At 70.9% G+C, this 16,576-nt stretch carries 16 protein-coding genes and 2 pseudogenes; 11 read left to right on the forward strand and 7 right to left on the reverse strand.

The genetic code is table 11. The annotated features are described in order from the left end of the window. Positions 1–144 precede the first annotated feature (144 nt). Positions 145–753 carry a helix-turn-helix domain-containing protein gene (locus tag ACZ5C2_RS13695; RefSeq protein WP_468789799.1) on the reverse strand — a complete coding sequence of 203 codons (609 nt, stop codon included), beginning with the start codon at positions 751–753 and terminating at the stop codon, positions 145–147. Positions 754–992: 239 nt separating this feature from the next. On the opposite strand from ACZ5C2_RS13695, the gene ACZ5C2_RS13700 reads away from it, so the two are divergent. The 3 genes from ACZ5C2_RS13700 (at position 993) to ACZ5C2_RS13710 (ending at position 3,447) form a co-directional block, all read left to right on the forward strand. Beyond that, positions 993–1,358, forward strand: a complete 366-nt coding sequence (locus ACZ5C2_RS13700) for a gas vesicle structural protein GvpA (RefSeq protein WP_468789801.1) — start codon at positions 993–995, stop codon at positions 1,356–1,358. 605 nt (positions 1,359–1,963) lie between these two features. Next, the gene (locus ACZ5C2_RS13705; protein ID WP_468789803.1) at positions 1,964–2,470 is read left to right on the forward strand and encodes a TspO/MBR family protein; all 507 of its coding nucleotides are present in this window, start codon (positions 1,964–1,966) and stop codon (positions 2,468–2,470) included. Between the two features lie 536 nt (positions 2,471–3,006). Further along, positions 3,007–3,447 (forward strand): hypothetical protein, encoded by a 441-nt coding sequence (locus ACZ5C2_RS13710; protein WP_468790160.1) that lies wholly within the window; start codon positions 3,007–3,009, stop codon positions 3,445–3,447. 198 nt (positions 3,448–3,645) lie between these two features. Here ACZ5C2_RS13710 and ACZ5C2_RS13715 read toward each other — a convergent pair. Beyond that, positions 3,646–3,741: pseudogene (locus ACZ5C2_RS13715) on the reverse strand (E3 binding domain-containing protein); the annotation flags it as partial. A gap of 38 nt (positions 3,742–3,779) precedes the next feature. On the opposite strand from ACZ5C2_RS13715, the pseudogene ACZ5C2_RS13720 reads away from it, so the two are divergent. After that, positions 3,780–3,954: pseudogene (locus tag ACZ5C2_RS13720) on the forward strand (glyceraldehyde 3-phosphate dehydrogenase NAD-binding domain-containing protein); the annotation flags it as partial. Positions 3,955–4,080: 126 nt separating this feature from the next. On the opposite strand, the gene ACZ5C2_RS13725 reads toward ACZ5C2_RS13720, so the two are convergent. Continuing rightward, positions 4,081–4,881, reverse strand: coding sequence for a helix-turn-helix transcriptional regulator (locus tag ACZ5C2_RS13725; RefSeq protein ID WP_468789805.1), 801 nt, complete (start codon positions 4,879–4,881; stop codon positions 4,081–4,083). 152 nt (positions 4,882–5,033) lie between these two features. Here ACZ5C2_RS13725 and ACZ5C2_RS13730 point away from each other — a divergent pair, with 152 nt between their 5' ends. Both ACZ5C2_RS13730 and ACZ5C2_RS13735 read left to right on the forward strand, forming a co-directional pair. After that, a complete protein-coding gene (locus tag ACZ5C2_RS13730; RefSeq protein ID WP_468789807.1) occupies positions 5,034–5,441 on the forward strand; it encodes an isomerase in 408 nt (135 codons plus the stop codon). A gap of 279 nt (positions 5,442–5,720) precedes the next feature. Next, positions 5,721–7,094: a glycoside hydrolase domain-containing protein gene (locus ACZ5C2_RS13735; protein WP_468789809.1), complete on the forward strand. Its 1,374-nt coding sequence runs from the start codon at positions 5,721–5,723 to the stop codon at positions 7,092–7,094. A 163-nt stretch (positions 7,095–7,257) separates the two neighbouring features. Here the strand turns inward: ACZ5C2_RS13735 and ACZ5C2_RS13740 are convergent, their stop codons facing one another. Both ACZ5C2_RS13740 and ACZ5C2_RS13745 read right to left on the reverse strand, forming a co-directional pair. Next, complete coding sequence (locus ACZ5C2_RS13740; protein WP_468789811.1) at positions 7,258–8,433, reverse strand: PP2C family protein-serine/threonine phosphatase; 1,176 nt, start codon at positions 8,431–8,433, stop codon at positions 7,258–7,260. 196 nt (positions 8,434–8,629) lie between these two features. Then, positions 8,630–9,622 (reverse strand): helix-turn-helix domain-containing protein, encoded by a 993-nt coding sequence (locus ACZ5C2_RS13745; protein WP_468789813.1) that lies wholly within the window; start codon positions 9,620–9,622, stop codon positions 8,630–8,632. Between the two features lie 535 nt (positions 9,623–10,157). On the opposite strand from ACZ5C2_RS13745, the gene ACZ5C2_RS13750 reads away from it, so the two are divergent. The 3 genes from ACZ5C2_RS13750 (at position 10,158) to ACZ5C2_RS13760 (ending at position 12,124) form a co-directional block, all read left to right on the forward strand. Continuing rightward, complete coding sequence (locus ACZ5C2_RS13750; RefSeq protein WP_468789815.1) at positions 10,158–10,940, forward strand: DUF899 family protein; 783 nt, start codon at positions 10,158–10,160, stop codon at positions 10,938–10,940. A 46-nt stretch (positions 10,941–10,986) separates the two neighbouring features. Further along, positions 10,987–11,595 (forward strand): dihydrofolate reductase family protein, encoded by a 609-nt coding sequence (locus ACZ5C2_RS13755; protein ID WP_468789817.1) that lies wholly within the window; start codon positions 10,987–10,989, stop codon positions 11,593–11,595. 451 nt (positions 11,596–12,046) lie between these two features. After that, a complete protein-coding gene (locus tag ACZ5C2_RS13760; RefSeq protein ID WP_468790150.1) occupies positions 12,047–12,124 on the forward strand; it encodes a 50S ribosomal protein bL37 in 78 nt (25 codons plus the stop codon). 171 nt (positions 12,125–12,295) lie between these two features. Here the strand turns inward: ACZ5C2_RS13760 and ACZ5C2_RS13765 are convergent, their stop codons facing one another. Continuing rightward, positions 12,296–13,129, reverse strand: coding sequence for an alpha/beta fold hydrolase (locus tag ACZ5C2_RS13765; RefSeq protein WP_468789824.1), 834 nt, complete (start codon positions 13,127–13,129; stop codon positions 12,296–12,298). Between the two features lie 112 nt (positions 13,130–13,241). On the opposite strand from ACZ5C2_RS13765, the gene ACZ5C2_RS13770 reads away from it, so the two are divergent. Next, a complete protein-coding gene (locus ACZ5C2_RS13770) occupies positions 13,242–13,844 on the forward strand; it encodes a TetR/AcrR family transcriptional regulator (RefSeq protein WP_468789826.1) in 603 nt (200 codons plus the stop codon). Positions 13,845–13,921: 77 nt separating this feature from the next. Here the strand turns inward: ACZ5C2_RS13770 and ACZ5C2_RS13775 are convergent, their stop codons facing one another. Further along, positions 13,922–15,517 carry an MFS transporter gene (locus tag ACZ5C2_RS13775; RefSeq protein ID WP_468789828.1) on the reverse strand — a complete coding sequence of 532 codons (1,596 nt, stop codon included), beginning with the start codon at positions 15,515–15,517 and terminating at the stop codon, positions 13,922–13,924. Between the two features lie 185 nt (positions 15,518–15,702). On the opposite strand from ACZ5C2_RS13775, the gene ACZ5C2_RS13780 reads away from it, so the two are divergent. Further along, the gene (locus tag ACZ5C2_RS13780; protein ID WP_468789830.1) at positions 15,703–16,302 is read left to right on the forward strand and encodes a helix-turn-helix domain-containing protein; all 600 of its coding nucleotides are present in this window, start codon (positions 15,703–15,705) and stop codon (positions 16,300–16,302) included. The last annotated feature ends 274 nt before the right edge of the window (positions 16,303–16,576 follow it).

The raw sequence follows: 16,576 nt of genomic DNA on the forward strand, positions 1-16,576 counted from the left end.
CAACCGGTGCGGGTCGTCTTCCGGCCAGTTCCGCGCCGGCGGATGCCGAGCCTGAAACGCGGCGCCCCTCGCGTCCGGCAACCGGCGCGAACGCATGACGGTCATGGGTGCGCCGCCTCGGCGAGGTCGTTCGCCGAAGCGGGTTCACCGCGGGCGGGCGGTCCGCGACTGCCCGCGAGGGTCGGTGCGCACATGCGCGCGTACCCCTTGAAGGCCGTAGAGAACGAGAAGTTCCACCACCGCGCCGTCGGCGCTGCCCAACCAGTGGGGCACGGAGGTCTCGAACTCGGCCGCTTCGCCGGCGGACAACGTCAGGTCGCGTTCGCCGAGCACGAGCCGCAGGCGGCCGTTGAGCACATAGAGCCACTCGAAGCCTTCGTGAGTCTGCGGGGTCGGTTCGAGCGGCTCCGACCGGGCCGGGATGATCATCTTGAACGCGTGCACCCCGCCCGGCCTCCGGGACAGCGGCACGAAGGTCATCCCGAACCGTCTCATCGGCTTGAGGTGGATCCGGGGGTCGCCGGTCCGCGGGGCGCCGACGAGATCGTCCAGCGGGACGTCGTAGGTACGGGCCAGCGGCAGCAGCAGCTCCAGGGTCGCCCGACGCTGCCCGCTCTCCAGTCGGGACAGGGTGCTCTCCGACACGCCGGTTGCCGTCGCGAGGTCGGCGAGGGTGATGCCGCGCTCACGGCGCAGCGCACGCAGCCGCGGCCCCACGGCTTCAAGTACGTCGTCGTCCGTCCTGCCGTCCATCCATGCATCTTGCCATAGCCGCAAGATTCCCTGCCAAGTCGGCAGGCAGCCCTTCGGCCCTCTCAGGTGCCCGGCGCACCGCGGCGTGCTGTGTGAGCGCACGCATCCGGCGTGAGTGTGCTGCCTCCCGGACCGCAGCCGGGCGGCACAGAGCGCTCGAGGCGGTCGCCATGACCGGATCCTGCCGGACATGAAGGAGCCCCGAGCGGGCACGAGGGCTGCGAAAGGGGCTGATCGCGATGACTCAGGTGGCGCCGCAGCGTGGCGGCGGAGGTTCCAGTGGCCTCTACGACGTGCTGGAGCTGATCCTCGACCGAGGGCTGGTGATCGACGCGTTCGTGCGGGTGTCATTGGTCGGTATCGAGATACTCAAGATCGACATCCGGATCGTGGTGGCCAGCGTGGACACCTACTTGCGCTTCGCCGAGGCGTGCAACCGTCTGGACTTGGAGTCGGGACCGCGCAAGCCGACCGGTCTGACCGAACTCCCGGGCGAAATGCGCGAGTCGGGCTCCCGAGGAGCGACCAAGGGAGTGTTGTCCGGTGCCGCGCAGACGGTCTCCGACGCCTTCCAGCAGGCTCGCGATCAGCCACGGCGGAAATAGGGCACCGCGCACGCGGCGGCTGGGCTGCGCAACCGTGTCCCACACCACCGGCAGTGACTCGGCAGCATGCGTCCGGAGGTGGCGTGCCTGGGATCGCACCGTAACGAGCAATGACCGTGCCGCCAGGTGTGTCGTTGCCCCTGCGGTCGACTGTCGGGAGCAGGCGGCGGACGATGCGGCCCGTGCGTTCTCCGGTGGTCCATGACGGCGTGGTCCCGCGTCACAGGACCGGTGCCCCGCGAGCGGGGCTCCGCCGGTCGGCGTGGCGTGCCGATCACCCGGTGCGTTGCCACCCGGATCACGGCGCCGTCGGTACGCGGGCCTCGTCCCGGCGTCCGCGGCGACATACCGGGTGCGGGGTACCGGACAGCGGGAGGCGGGTCTCGGGATCCTCGCCGGCACGAGCCGCGTGATCGGTCCATTCCCGTGCGCAGGTCGGATGAGCGTATGAGCGTCGTCATCGCCTGCCCCTGTCTGTTCGTGCGGGTACCCAAGGTGGCCACCCGGTGGGTGCCGGCACCGTGCCCCCGGCGGGGGATCCCCTGCCGGCCGTCCGCTCTGTCCTGCCCGGGTGAGGCCGTCCGCGCCCCGGGCACTCGGGAGCCATGAGGCTGACACATCTCCACCTGGCCCCTTCCCGCTCCGCGCCCTGGCGGCGCTATGGCGCGACGGCGACAGCGGTGGCCGTCACAGCGGCAGCCGGCGCGCGGGCGGTCGACGCGGACAGCGACTGGTACCGCACGCTGCGGAAGCCGCACTGGCAACCGCCGCCCTGGACGTTCGGAGCCGTGTGGACGCCGCTGTACGCCAGCATCGCGTACGCGGCCGGCCGCGCTCTCGGCCGCACCGACGACGCACGGCAGCGCAGGCGACTCGCGGGAAGTCTGGCAGTGAACCTGGGCCTGAACGCGGGATGGAACTGGCTGTTCTTCACCCGCAGGAGCACCGCGGCCGGGCTGGCCGGCACCCTGCTGCTCGACCTGAGCAACGCCGACCTGCTGCACCGCACCGCGCGCGTCGACCGCACGGCCGCGCGCGCCCTCCTGCCGTATGCCGCCTGGTGCTGTTTCGCGACCGCCCTGAACGCCTCCCTCGCCCGCCTCAACCGCTGAGTGGCCGGCGGCGGCCATCCGCAGGGCCCGTCGTGCGGACCGTCCGGCCGTCCGCGGGCCTGGCGCCTCCCAGCCGGCGCGTCCGCCCCCGCCCATGACGCCCCGGTGCCGGCGTCGACTCCCGACCCTGAACCTGACGGTTCCCCTCGGTTGGCCAGGAGGTCCGGCCCGGCGACCGGATCGGTTCCGCCGGCCCTCCGTCCTGCGTGCGGCGGTCGACCGGATTGCCGAGCGCTGCGTCGCGTGGCCGGCATCGGCCCGGGGACGGGAACCATCCGGCCGGAACGACTCGTCACTGATCATTGCCGCCGCCCGAACGGCGGGAACGATTATGGTCATGACAGCAACGGGGGGATTCGATGAAGTGTGCTTCTGCGGCGAGAGTGGGCCTGACGGCCCTGGCCGTGACGGCGATGCTGACCGTGAGCGCATGCCGGCAGGGGGATGCGGGGCTTCCCGCCGCCTCCCCGAGCGCGTCGGCCTCGGAGCCCGCGTCGCCGACTCCCTCGGCGGAGCGAAACGGTCCGCGCACCTTGGTGGACGCTCCCAGAGCGGGTGGTCTGGACAGGCTGACGGGGGACGGCGCCCTGGCAGACACCCCCGTCGATCCGGGCGAGATGCGGGACGGCATGACACTGGTCACCGGCAACTACGGAAAGCCGGGCGGGACGCCGGTGCTGTTCGAAGGCGTCGATCATGTACCCGAGGACACCAGCAAGCGTCGTGAGCACCTGTTCCGGGGCATGCTCGAGCACATCCGGTGGGACCCGGAACTGGGACGTCCCGAAGCTCAGCCGGTGGAGCCGGGACCACTCGGCGGCTCGGTGGAGTGTCTGCTCGCCTCGCTGAGCGAGAACGGCAACGTCGTCTGCGGCTGGGCCGACGAGGGCACGGCGGCCGTGGCGCTCTTCGAGGACAGCACGATCGCTGATGCGGGGAAGCTCTTCGTCGAGATGCGCGGCGACCTGGAGCGCTGACCGGCCGGCAAGCGGGAACGACGCCGCGGACCGGGGCCGGGGGACGGCGACGCTGCCCGGTGTTCGGCCGTCGCTCCGCGGCCGGCCCGGCCTCCTACACTTCACCGGGCGCGGGACGAAGCGTGCGCGGCGACAGTGGCGGCCCGGAACCGGGACGGCGGCCTCGGCCCCCTCGGCGGCGGCGATGACGTCCTGCTGGCGGATACGGCCGCCGACCTCGGTGCCCTTGACCGTGGACAGGTCGACGCCGTTCCCGGCGGCGCGCTTGCCACCACGGGCGAGCGCAGCGTCCATCCACGGGTGGCGGCTAACCCGCCGACGCGGACGCCTTCGTCGTCGGCGGCCGCATCACGGTACTCGCCAAGCGGGAGCCGGCCGGCTGCCGTGGGCAGAGCTCGGCGTCGACATCGTGCTGGAGGCGACCGGCCGCTTCACCTCCGCCGGGGCCGGGCTCGGGCCTTCCTCGACGCGGGCGCGAAGAAGGTCCTGGTCAGCGCGCCGCCGGATCCGTGAGGCCACGTCCGTGCCTGGGCCGTGGTCGACCAGGGCAGGCGGCGCGGGTCACGGTCAGCATGTGCTCGTGCTGTCGGGCCCTCATCCGCCGCGGCACTGGTGTGCAGGGCACACGCCGGATCAGACCGTCGCCGTGCCCGTCCGCTCCGGAGCCATGGCCCTGAGCAGATCGGCCGTGGCGGCATCGGCGGGGAAGAACGTCTCCACGGCGATCTCGTCCAGGGTCACGTCTCTCGGCGAGCCGAAGACCGTGGTGGTGTAAAGGAACGCCAGGTCACCGTGGTCCGAGGAGAGGAGGAGCGGGACGGCGAGGTCGTCGCGGTTCTCCTCGTCGGTGCGGTCGGCTGGTGCGGGGTAGGACTCCAGTTCGGCCAGCAGTTCCGCAAGCCCTTCGGCCGCTGTCCGGGCGAGTTGACGACGCAGACGGCGCAGCAGGTGCGCGCGCCACTGGGTGAGGTTGCGGATCCGCCGGGCCAGGCCGTCCGGATGCAGCGTGGCTCGCAGTACGTTGACCGGCGGGGTGAGCAGCGAGGCGGGCAGGTCCGCGAAGAACGCCGTCGCGGCCCGGTTCGCGGTCAACAGCTCCCAGCGCACATTGACCACGAGCGCCGGACTGGGCTCCTGGCCGGCAAGCACGGCCTCCACGGCGGCGCGGGCCGCGCCAAGGTCCGCAAGTGGCCGCTCGGGGTGGACGGGTGCGAAACCCGCAGCCAGGTGGAAGGCGTTGCGCTCCCGAAGGGGCACGTCGAGTTCGTCGCAGAGCCGCTCGATCATGTTCCGGCTCGGTGTCGCACGCCCGGTCTCAATGCAGCTCAGGTGCCGCGTGGACAGACCCGCTCCCAGTGCCACGTCCATCTGCGACCGGTTGCGGCGTTGCCGCCAGCGTCGTACGAGCAGTCCGACCGGTTCCAGGGTGACCATGCTCCGAGGTTGTCCCATCGACCGTGGTTCGGCAATGACCTCGCAGGTCATCGACACGGTACGGATGCGCGCCGCACAGTCGGAGCACGGACCGCGCTTCACCGGACGGCCCCGGTGACGATTCGCGACGACGGAAGACGAAGGAGCCGGCCATGTCTCAGACCATCGAACCGACCACCGCCCACCACCAGGAGAACCTCGACCGGTATCTGCGGTTCTGGAACACCTCGGCGGCCGACGAGGGACACGACCTGCTGTCCGACGTTCTCCGGGACGACGTCCGCTACTGCGCACCGATCGGCGTCCTCACCGGACGGCAGGCCCTGATCGACTTCCGTGAGCGGTTCCTGCGACACATGGAGACCGTGGCGTTCCGGGCGCGCCGGGAGCCGGAGATTCACCACGGCCACGCCCGGCTGCTGTGGCAGCTCGACGCCCGCGATGAGGAGCTCGCCACGGGAACCGACGTCCTTGCCTTCGACCGTGACGGCCGCATCGCCACGGTCACCACCTTCCTGGACAAGGCGCCCGAGGGCTTCGACCCCCATGCCCACGAGTGAGCCGTGGTGCTCACCTCCTGGAGGGCTGCGTCGTCGGCTGACGCAGCCCTCCGGGCCGCACGGGACGCCGTGCTCCGGGCGCCGTTCCGGGTAGCGGTACGCGGATGAGTGGGGAGTGGTGGCCGGCCGGAGAGACGGGCGGGTATCAGCCTGGGCCAGACCTATTGACAACGATGTCAGGTGCATGATCTAGTCCGCTTCCACCCGGCCAGGTGCCACCGGTCCACCACCCGAGCACTGCACGTGCGACCGATCGAATGTGCCCACTCCGTCCGTCGCTTGGAGATCGCCTCTCTCGTCGCGCAGCACATGTGGGCCGGCGCACCCGCCAAGACCGCCACCGTGGTCCGCGCCGCGATGACGCTCTTCACGGACGGGCCCGACGGGATGACCGGCAATGACGACCTGGGCACCATGTCCGCCTGGTACGTCTTCTCCTCCCTGGGCCTGTACCCGACGACGAACGGCGGCGACTTCCTCGCCGTCTCCAGCCCGCAGTTCCCGTCGGCGGTCATTCGCATCGGCGCCCACGGAAACGAACAGGGCGGCACTCTGACGGTCAAGGCACCGGGTACGAGCGACGCCCAGCGCTATGTGAAGCGGGCCACGTTCGGCGGGAAGAGCCTGCGCGCCACCTGGCTGGACTGGGACGCGGTCGCCAAGGGCGGGAACCTCGTCCTCGAGATGGCCGACAAGCCATCGGCGTGGGGCAAGGGCACGGAGCCCCCGTCCGTGAACCGCGCGGCCGCCGATTCCCGCCGGAACCTCGACGCGTCGCTCCGCACCGGTTCCGACGTCGTGCCGGCGGCCGACAGCGCGCAGAGCGTCCGTCTCAAGCTGGACGTGCTGGGCCAGTCCCCCGGCACACTGCGGGTGGGCGTCGGCGCCGAGGCGCCCAGCGGCTGGACCGTGAGGACCTCCAAGCCCTTCTCCCTCACGTCCCAGCGGCTTCCGGTCCAGCGGACCGCGGCGGTGGACGTGACCGTGCCCGCCGGAACCGCGCCGGGTTCGTACACCGTACGGATCACGGCGGCCTCGAAGGGGGTGAAGAGCGTGGAACGGACCGCGGTCATCGAGGTGCGCGCCCCAGCCCGCTGCGCGGCGGACGTCGACGAGGAGTGCGCCGTCGACCTCGGCAAGGAGGTGAACCACGACGGCACCGCGACCGTCGCGGCCTCCGGCGAGGGCGACTTCGACGGATCGGGCTGGAGCTACGACGGTGACCTGCTGCCCGTGGCGGGTCCGGTCGTCTGGGGCGGCGTGGCCTACGACGCTCCCGACCCGTCCGGGACGGCTGCGAACTTCGTCGAGGCCCGCGGTCAGGCCATGCTGCTCCCGGCCGGGTCGTACAGCGCGCTGCGCCTGGTCGCCGCCGCCCACCACGGCCCGGTGACGACCATGCTCACCGTCCGCTACGCCGACGGAACCACCGCCGATGTGCCGGTCACCGTGGGCGACTGGGCGGGAACGGCGCCGCAGGGCGGCTCCGTGGCACTGGAGATGCCGCATCGGATCAAGCGCGGGCAGGGCGTGGACGGCCCGCCGGTACGCCTGTTCGGTTCCTCCGGGGGCCTCGACGCCTCGAAGACCGTGCGTTCCCTGGGCCTGCAGGACGATCCCCGGGTGCTGGTCTACGCGATCACCCTGAGGTAGAACTCCGTGCCCTTGCCGGCCCCCGCCTCTCGATCGGCTGGTCGTTCGGTGGCAGCGTGACCGTGGCGGTCACGCTGCCACCTGTGGACGGGCGGCCCCGGACCGGGTCGCGCCCAGGCCTTCTCGCCGCCGGGTCACGCGGAGTGGCGCGCAGGGGGCGCCGTCATGGCCCAGCCGGTCTGCGTCGATTGCCGTGCCAGTCCAGTATCAGCACCGTGGCGTCGTCCTTGAGGTTGCCCTGGCAGGCATCGAGCACCGCGGCGGTCAGGCTGCGGACGGCTTCTCTTGGATGCAGTGGACAGGTGTCGTGGACGAGCGCGGCCAGGTCGACGGCCGCGGCACCGCGCTCCTGCATTCCGTCGGTGAGCAGGACCAGGCGGTCCCCGGGCCGCAGTTGCAGTTCCTGTAGACGATACGGGGTCGGTGCCGCCACGCCGAACGGCAGGTTGACGGCGAGCGGGACCTCTTCGACGGCGGCGTCGCGCAGCAGCAGGGGCCGGGGATGACCGGCGTTGACCAGTTCGCAGAATCCTGTTTCGAGGTCGATGCACAGCAGTTGTCCGGTGGCCAGGCCGCGGCTGTGGCGCAACAGTGCCTGGTGGGCGTGGTTGGCTTGCTTGAGGGCGTCACAGCCGCCGCGGCGTGCCCGTCGCAGTGCGCCGACCAGCAACGTCGCCAGCAGGGCCGAGTCCGTGTCGTGGCCCATGGCGTCGGTGACGGACAGATGCAGGGTGTCGCGGTCGAGGGTGTAGTCGTAGGTGTCGCCCCCGATGTCGTCGGCCGGGACCAGCCCGGCGGCGAGGGTGAACTGGGCGGCCTCGCAACAGGGGGCCGAGGGAAGCAACTGGTGCTGGATCTCCGCGGCCAGGCTGGTCTCGGTGGTACGTCCGCCCAGGTGGTAGAGGTCGGTGAAGCGGCGGTCCGTGACGATGATGTAAGCCAGCGTGTGGGCCGCGTCGCGGACCTGCCGGAGCACCATGTCGTCGGCGGACTGCAGGGTCACCTCCAGCACGCCGATGCAGTCGCCCCGGTTGGTGACCGGCGTGATGACGCGCCGCCCGCCCTGGCCGTTCGCTTCCACATGCTGGCGCTGGCTCCGCAGTACGCGGTCGTAGACGCTGCCCTGCAGTTCGATCGACTCGTCGGAGTCGGGGACGTCATCGTCGGCGGCGGTGAGCCGTACCAGCCGCCGGCCGACGAGGTCGACGAACAGAAAGGACACCCGCTCCGCACCGAACCGCTTCTGCAGATCGTGTGCCACCACGTCAACGGATTCACCGGGCGGCGCCGCCTCCGCAGCGGCCAGCAACTCGCCCAGTTCCACATCTCCACCCTTCACAGCAGCCTCCCGTCAGCTGCCGCATCTTTTTCCCCAAGTTTCGGCCACCTCACCCAAAGCGACCGTCGTACCTGGTCAGAGCAGGGACAGGGCGCTGTACGGCAACTCCTGGCCCTGCCACTGCCTCATGGCCGGGCCGGACGCCGTCCTCGGAGCGGCGCTGAACGACCTCATCCCATTCCCATGACGTCCGGCTTCACAGCCTCCGGGCACGCAACACTGCGGTCAGCATGGGGAGGCGGAACTCGCCGCGGGTGGTCTCCGAGTTGCCCGAGAGGAAGGCATGGATTCGGCTCAGCGTGGCTTCCCGCTCCTGCTCCGGCATGACCAGCACCCCCGCACGCGTCGCCAGGGTCGTGACGAGGGAGCGGGCGGTGCGGCACTGGCCGTGCGGGAACCCGGCCTGTTCCGGCGAGCCGAACCGGGCGGCCACGCCAGTCTTCGGAAGGTGGGCGCCGGCCGTCTCGGTGCGCCAGCCGGCGGGCGTGTCACGCGGTCCGATGACCGCGCTCCCGCTGACCCGTGCGAGCCCGGCGACCCACTCGACCCGGTCGTCCATGACGTTCCACAGGCCCGCCAGGATGCCGCCGGGCGGGAGGACCCTCGCGATCTCGGGGCCCGCGACGGCCATGTCGAACCAGTGCAGCGCGTTGCCGGCCAGCACGGCGTCGACGGACGCGTCCGGAAGCGGAATGGTCTCGGCGCTGCCTTCCAGGGCACGGACGGCCGGCAGCGAGCGACGCAGCTCGGTCAGCATCGCCCGGTCGGGCTCGACCGCGACGACTTCGGCACCCAGCGCGGCCAGTGTGCTGGTCAGCTTGCCGGTTCCGCTGGTGGTGTACTCGGCGGACCTGCGCGACTTCTTCTTCGACTTGAACCGCGGATATGCCGCCCGCTTGCCGAAGAAGTGCGTGAACGCCATCTGCAGGTGCCGCAGACACTGCTGGAGCGGCACCGAGGACACCTCATTGAGGTAGGCGAGCTCCCCGGTCTTCTTCCATGCTGTCAGCATCGCGGATGTCTGGTTGTAGTTGACCCGCTCCTGCCGCGCCCACGCCTCGGTGCGGGCCGCGAGCGCCAGGTTGTAGACCTTGCGGACACAGCCGAACGTACGGGCAAGCTCGGCGGCCTGCTCGTCCGTCGGATGGAAGCGGTACTTGAACGCCCGCTTCACCTGCCCCTCAGCCATACTCACAAACTAGCGAGCGTACAAGTGAAGCACAAACCTGCTGGTCAGAGCACGACCTTTCGCCTTGGCGGCGAAACCCCGCTCCCTAACCTGCTCCGCAGGAGTCCGTTTCCTCACCGCCCTGAAGGGCGGCGCATCCACGGAGGAATCTGATGAAGAACGGTCGCGTCATCGACGGTCAGGCCAAGTGCTGCGGCGGTCGACACGGCTGCGGCCACCGCACGCGGGGCGTCGGACGCCTGCATCGTTGACCGCCCCTCTCTGGTGCGTTCTGCCGGCACTCCAAGCAGCACGATGTGCGCACGATAGCAAGGTGCCAACGGCATGCCCGGCCGGACGGTGCTCCCCCGCGCTCCGGGTGTGCGAGTGTCCGCGCGGGGCATGGCGGGCGAGGAGGCCGTCGCCGCCGGGCGTGGCGTGTCCTGTCGTCCCGCCCGTGCTCCGATGAGTTTCGGCCGGGTCCACGGTCTCTTCCGGTGAGCGACCCGGGAGCGCCGTGCGACGCCGCCCGGCACACCACACCTGGAGGCCCGCGATGACGACCACGCCGGAAGATCCGACCACCGTGCCTCCAGGTCGCCCGCCCGTGGTCGACCTGGCCGCCTGGCAGACCGCCCGTGACGAGCTGCTGGTCCGGGAGAAGGCGCACACCCGTGAGGGTGATGCCCTCGCCGCGGCCCGCCGCCGGCTGCCGATGGTGGAGTTCGACGGGACGGCCGAGGTCGTCGGGCCCGACGGCCCGGTTCCGTTCCTGGACCTGTTCCAGGGCCGCGACGAGCTCGTGGTCTACAAGCACATGTGGTACGACGACACGCCGCACCAGGGACAGTGCGAGGGCTGCACCACCACCGCGTGGCATCTGAAGGACGCCGTCTACCTCAACGCCCGCGGCGTCTCGTTCGCCGTGGTGACCACGGGCCGGTGGGACGAGGTGGCCTCCTACGTCGAGTTCATGGGCTACGCCGGCCCCTGGTACTCGGTCCGCGGCGTGGACGCCCCCATCGGCGGCGACATGGGGTACCTCGCCTGCTACCTGCGCGACGGCGACCGCGTGTTCCTCACCTACTCCACGACGGGTCGCGGCAACGAGCGGGTCAACGGATCTCTCGGCCTCCTCGACATGACGCCCTACGGCCGCGGTGAGGCCTGGGAAGTCACACCGGACGGCTGGCCGGAAGGGGACGTCCCCTGCTGGTACTGGCGCTCGGACGCGGACGGCACCGCCACCTGGGGCCCCACCAGCCGTCCCGTCCCGCAGTGGACCCGCCCCGGTGCGACCGCCGTCCAGACCCTCGGCCGGCATCGCCACCACCACTGACACGCGTGCTCGACGGCATCGGCAGGTCCACGAGGAGGAGCATCGCATGAGCAAGGTCATCGGAGACATCACGATCTCGATCGACGGCTACTCGGCCGGTCACCACCAGACGGAGGAACGCCCGTTCGGTGACGATGGCGGCGACGGATCGGGGGCCGGGCTGCACGCCTGGATGTTCGACATGCCTGAGGAGAACAGGGCCGAAGTCGAGCGCATGAGCGCGGCCGGTGCCTTCATCATGGGGCGCAACATGTTCGGCCCGGTGCGCGGTGCGTGGGACCGGCCGTGGCACGGCTGGTGGGGTGCGAATCCGCCGTTTCACGCGCTGGTGTTCGTGCTCACCCACCACGCGCGCGAGCCGCAGCCGATGGACGGCGGCACCACGTACCACTTCGTCACCGACGGCATCGACTCGGCCCTGGAACAGGCGCGTGAGGCGGCCGGTGACGGCGACGTCCTGATCCTGGGCGGCGCGAACACCGTCAACCAGTACCTCGCCGCCGGCCGGGTCGACGAACTGCGGCTGCACATCGTGCCGTTCACGCTCGGTGCCGGAACCCGGCTGTTCGAGGGCGTGCCGCCGCTGAAGCTGGAACAGGTGGCGTCGCGGTCGGCGACACAGGTCACGCACATGACGTACCGCGTACTGCCCTGAGCCGTACCGATCCGGCGGATCGAGACCGGCCGTCGGTGAATCCGCTCGTCTGCGACCTGCGGGCGTCACGTCCGTTCCTGTAGACGTCGGCGCCCGTCGACACCCACGAAGGACGCTCCGGAACGGTGCTGCCCGGTCACCGGACGCGGAGGGTGTGGCTGCCGTGGGCGAGCCAGGGCGAGCCGTGCGCCGGCGTACCGCACCGCCTCGCCGACGGGAATCGGGCCTGGAAGTCAACGCACCGAGCACCTTCGCCCAGCCGCCCCGGGGACCGCCGGACATGCCCTCCGCTGAACGCATGGGCTACGACGGCGCGGCGCCTCGGCGTGCGAGTCGCGGCGCCCGGCGCCTCGCGGAACAATGGCTTGCAGGCCGTGATCTGCCGTTCCCCGGCCCGGAAACCGCGCCGTGAGACGTGGTCTCACGTGCTGGAGTCACCAAGGAGACGCTCATGTCCTCGAAGAGGCGCCGCAAGAAGAAGGCACGCCGCAATCACCCGGCGAACCACGGGAAGCGACCTCAGTCCTGACCCTCGGCACGGACGTGCGGGTCCGTGCCGGACCCGCAACGACACCTGCGGCCCGCTTGGGCGCTGAGCCGTAGCCGATGAGGCTCGTGGGGGCCATGCGCCATGGGCGGGGCATACGCCGACCCCCGGACGGCCTGGTGGGCGGTCAGGTCCGTCGGGGCGAGCTGGGTGTCAGCAGGCGCCGAGGAACGTCCTGATCTCCTCGACGACGCGTTCGGGGGCGTCCTCCATGAGGAAGTGGCCGGCGTCGGGGACGGTGAGGAGGGTGGCGTCCGGGATGGCGCCGCTGAGCCGCCTCGCGTAGTGGAGGGGCTGCCATTGGTCCTTCTCGCCCCAGAGGATGCGCACGGGCATGGTCAGGCGTCCGAGTTCGTCGCTGATCTCCTCGGTGTACTTCGCGTCGTAGTGACGCACCTGGTGTTCGAAGAACGACACGCGGCCCAGGGCGGAGCGGTGTGGTGCAAGGTAGGCCTGGAGCACGTCGCCGCTCATCAGCGCATCGTCCGCGACGGTCATCGTGAGCTGGCGGGTCAGCAGGTCGTCGAAGGCGTCCTGCGGCATGCTCATGAAGTCGTCCAGGTTCTCGTCGATGACCCGGCGCCAGGTCGGCGAGGGCCACGAGTCGTAGCTGACCGAGTCGATGACCATCAGTCGCCGCACACGCTCGGGGTGTGCGACAGCGAAGCGCAGGCCGATGGCGCCGCCGATGTCGTGCGCGACGATGTCCGCCCGGTCGATGCCCAGCGCGTCGAGAAGGTGCCCGAGGAGTGCGGTCTGGGCGGCGACCGATGTGTCGCGGTCCACCGGCCGCTCGGAGCGGCCGTATCCCAGCAGGTCATAGGTAACGACCCGGAAGCCGTCCGCCTCGATGTGCGGCACGACGTCGCGCCATTCGTACGCGTGCGAGGGTGTGCCGTGGATGAAGATCACGGGCCGGCCCCTGCCCTGGTCCCGGATGGCGAGGCGTACCCCGTCGACGATGAGGTGGTCGGTCAGGAGGGACATGGTGACTCCATGACGGTGCTGGACGGCGAGGGCGGCACGGGTCAGCGGCGCAGGTCTGCCACCGCGACCTATACTGAGTAGACCAGTCTACCCAATGAAGTCGAGGTGTGTGATGAGCGAGGCAGAGCGGACACCTGCCGCCAGGAGGCGGCGGCCGGCCCGCGAGCGGGTCCTGGCCGCCGCGGCGCGGCGCTTCTACGCCGACGGGATCACGGCGACCGGCATCGACACGATCACCACCGAGGCCGGTGTGGCGAAGATGAGCCTGTACAACAACTTCTCCTCCAAGGCCGATCTCGTCCTGGCCTATCTGGACGCCCGGCATCAGGAGTGGCTGACGCGGTACCACTCACGGCTTGAATGCGCCGAGAGCCCTCGCGACGGCGTGCTCGCCGTCTTCGACACCTACATCGACAGTGCCGACTCCGCCCACGAGGAGGCCTTCCGCGGGTGCGGCCTGCTCAACGCCGCCGCAGAGTTGCCCGTCGGGGACGAGGGGCGGGCGCTGGTACGCCGGCACAAGGAAGAAGTCCAGCGTCTGCTGGCCGCCCAGGTCGAGGTGTTGCTGCCCGGGCGTCCCGACGCCGCTCGCACCACGGCCGAACATCTGGCGTTCCTCCTGGAGGGTGCCATGGTGCGTGCCGGCCTGGAGGGCGACAGCAGTCGTCTGCGGCAGGCCCGCGCCATGGCGACGCGTGTGCTGGAGTGGTGCTGACCGAGCCGCATCGCAGCGGGATCCCCCCTTCGGGCCCCAGTTCCTCGGGGCCCCGGCGAGTACCGCCTTCCGGGCCGTCATCGGGGTGCGACGGTTACGGCGGCCTCGGTGCCGTCGTCATCCGGCGCCGGTGCGGGGTCCCCCGGTCCGCGCAGGGCGATGTAGACGAACAGGGCGCCCATGACGGCGACGCCCGCCCACATCGCCTGCTGCCAGCCCTCCACGAAGGACTGCTGGGCGGCGAGGAGCAGGTCCTGCGCGTGCGCGCCGCTGCCGGGCGCCACCTCGACGGCGTTGGCGATGCCTTCCCGCGCGGTGTCCGCGGCGCTCCCGGGGATGCCCGCCAGCCTGCCGTCGATGGAGTTGCGGTAGCCGGCGGTCAGCAGCGCGCCGAGCAGGGCGACGCCGAGCGCGGTGCCGAACTCACGGGTGACGTCGTTGAGGGCGGAGGCAACGCCCTGTTTCCCGCTCGGCAGCGACCCGGTGATGGCCTCGGTGGAAGGAGTCATCGACAGCCCCATGCCGACACCCATGGCGAGCATGCCGGGGAGAATCGTCAGGTAGCCACCGTCCGCGGAGACGAACAGGGCCATGAGCGCGAGACCGGCGGCCCCCAGCGTGATACCCACCATCATCGTCGGCCGGGAGCCGATGCTCGCGGCCGCCCTGGGAGCCAGACCGGACGCCGCCATCATCATCACGGCCATGGGCATCAGGGCCAGTGTCGCCAGCAGCCCGGACCAGCCGAGCACCGCCTGGAAGAACGGGAACAGAACCACGGCGATGCCTGCCTGTACACCGAAGACCACCAGCAGAGTGATCGAACCGCCGGCCAGGCCGCGCTCCCGGAACAGACGCACGTCCAGGAGGGAGGCGTCGCGGCGGTGCAACTCCCACGCCACGAAGCCGGTGGCGGCGACCAGACCGCCGACGAGACCGATCAGCGCCGCAGGGGCGGTCCAGCCCTTCTCCGGGCCCTCCTGCAGGACGAAGATGAGGCCGACCACGGCGACGGCCGAGAGCAGTGCGCCAAGGGTGTCGAACGAGTGGGCCGACCGTTCGCGCGAGTCGGGTACCGACTTGAGCGTCATCGCCAGGGCCACGGCGACCACGACCACGGGCAGCACGAAAAGCCACCGCCAGTCCGCGACATCGACCAGCAGGGCGGAGAGGAACATCCCCAGGATCCCGCCGCCCCCGGCGACTCCGGTCCACACCCCGATCGCCTTGCCCCGCTCCCCCTCGGGGAAGGTGGAGGTGATGACGGCCAAGGTGATCGGCATGATCACCGCGGCACCGACGCCGCTGACCACGCGCGCGGTCAGCATCGCCTCGGCGCTCGGGGCGAGGCCTGCCGCGGCACTGGCGACACCGAAAACGGCCAGACCGGCGATCAGCATGGGCTTGCGGCCCAGCCGGTCACCGACCGCACCGAGCGGGAGGAGCAGGGCCGCCAGGGCCAGGGTGTAGATGTTGATGATCCACAGCACCGTGCTCTGCGAGGCGTCGAATTCGACGGCCATGTGTGTCTGGGCGACGTTCAGCCCGGACACCGACGCGATGACCGCCATCAGGGCCACCGAAACCGCGATCAGGATGGTGCGCAGCTGACGTGCGTCCGGTACGCCCCGGTCCTCGACGGGGGCCGCCGGCGCGGGCTGACTCGTACTCATGGTTCTCCTTGGGAGGGTGATGCGGCAGGGGGCCGGTCCCCGGGGTGTGGGCGTGCGGATGGCACGGGCTCGCTGAGCGCGCTCGTGGATCCTCTGGGAACTCGGTTCCGCTCGGGTGCGGCCTCAGTCGTTCCGGGCCGCCGTCCATGAGTGACCGTAATCACCCTTTGCGACATGGGCATACAATGTTGCCCATGACGCAAGATGATGGCGAGCTGGACAGCCTCGTACGCAAACGCATCCGCGCTCTGCGCGTCGCACAGGGCTGGTCGTTGGAGGAACTGGCCACGCGCGCCAACATGAGCCAGTCGACACTGAGCCGCATCGAGAACGGGCAGCGGCGCCTCGCACTGGATCAGCTGGTCACTCTCGCCCGCGCCCTGGACACGTCGTTGGACCAGCTCGTGGAGACCGCGACCGACGACGTCATCACCAGCCCGATGATCGACGGCGCCCACGGGCTGATGCGCTGGCCGGTGAAAGGCGACCCGGGCATGACCGTCGTACGTCAGCGCATGACCGAACCACCACCGGACAACCCCGCGCGCATGCGCGCCCACCCGGGCCGCGAATGGCTGGTCGTCCTGTCCGGAACCGCGATCCTCATGCTGGGACACAAGCGCCTGCGCGTCGAGACCAACCAGGCCGCCGAGTTCCCCACCATGCTTCCGCACGCCATCGGAGCCGAGGGCGGCCCCTGCGAGATCCTGGGCATCTTCGACCGTGACGCCCGGCGCGGCCACCAGCGCGACAGCGGCAAGGGCGCGGGCGCCTCCACCACCTGACCTTTCGCCGCGGTTCCGTCTACCCGGTCGCGTACCGTGCTCGGCCGTGACGGGCTCCACCGGGGTGCTCGGTGAGCACGAAGCCGTATACGGCGTTCCCGGCGAACAGGTGACCGCAAGCGCCGATGTCGCATCCCGGAGGCGGCGGAAGACAGCTGCGGTACTGGGGGGGGGGGGGGGGGGGGGGGGGGGGGGGGGGGGGGGGGGGGGGGGGGGGGGGGGGGCAGCGTGGGGGGGGGGGGGGTTGTCCGCATGGTGTAGGGTAGAGGTGTGG

It is taken from the genome of Streptomyces sp. NPDC031365, assembly GCF_055569765.1.

Excerpts from the sequence above, each read along its gene's own strand:
- ACZ5C2_RS13695 (WP_468789799.1), bottom strand. The coding sequence starts at position 753 with ATGGACGGCAGGACGGACGACGACGTACTTGAAGCCGTGGGGCCGCGG.
- ACZ5C2_RS13700 (WP_468789801.1), top strand. The coding sequence starts at position 993 with ATGACTCAGGTGGCGCCGCAGCGTGGCGGCGGAGGTTCCAGTGGCCTC.
- ACZ5C2_RS13705 (WP_468789803.1), top strand. The coding sequence starts at position 1,964 with ATGAGGCTGACACATCTCCACCTGGCCCCTTCCCGCTCCGCGCCCTGG.
- ACZ5C2_RS13725 (WP_468789805.1), bottom strand. The coding sequence starts at position 4,881 with ATGGTCACCCTGGAACCGGTCGGACTGCTCGTACGACGCTGGCGGCAA.
- ACZ5C2_RS13730 (WP_468789807.1), top strand. The coding sequence starts at position 5,034 with ATGTCTCAGACCATCGAACCGACCACCGCCCACCACCAGGAGAACCTC.
- ACZ5C2_RS13745 (WP_468789813.1), bottom strand. The coding sequence starts at position 9,622 with ATGGCTGAGGGGCAGGTGAAGCGGGCGTTCAAGTACCGCTTCCATCCG.
- ACZ5C2_RS13750 (WP_468789815.1), top strand. The coding sequence starts at position 10,158 with ATGACGACCACGCCGGAAGATCCGACCACCGTGCCTCCAGGTCGCCCG.
- ACZ5C2_RS13755 (WP_468789817.1), top strand. The coding sequence starts at position 10,987 with ATGAGCAAGGTCATCGGAGACATCACGATCTCGATCGACGGCTACTCG.
- ACZ5C2_RS13760 (WP_468790150.1), top strand. The coding sequence starts at position 12,047 with ATGTCCTCGAAGAGGCGCCGCAAGAAGAAGGCACGCCGCAATCACCCG.
- ACZ5C2_RS13765 (WP_468789824.1), bottom strand. The coding sequence starts at position 13,129 with ATGTCCCTCCTGACCGACCACCTCATCGTCGACGGGGTACGCCTCGCC.
- ACZ5C2_RS13770 (WP_468789826.1), top strand. The coding sequence starts at position 13,242 with ATGAGCGAGGCAGAGCGGACACCTGCCGCCAGGAGGCGGCGGCCGGCC.
- ACZ5C2_RS13775 (WP_468789828.1), bottom strand. The coding sequence starts at position 15,517 with ATGAGTACGAGTCAGCCCGCGCCGGCGGCCCCCGTCGAGGACCGGGGC.
- ACZ5C2_RS13780 (WP_468789830.1), top strand. The coding sequence starts at position 15,703 with ATGTTGCCCATGACGCAAGATGATGGCGAGCTGGACAGCCTCGTACGC.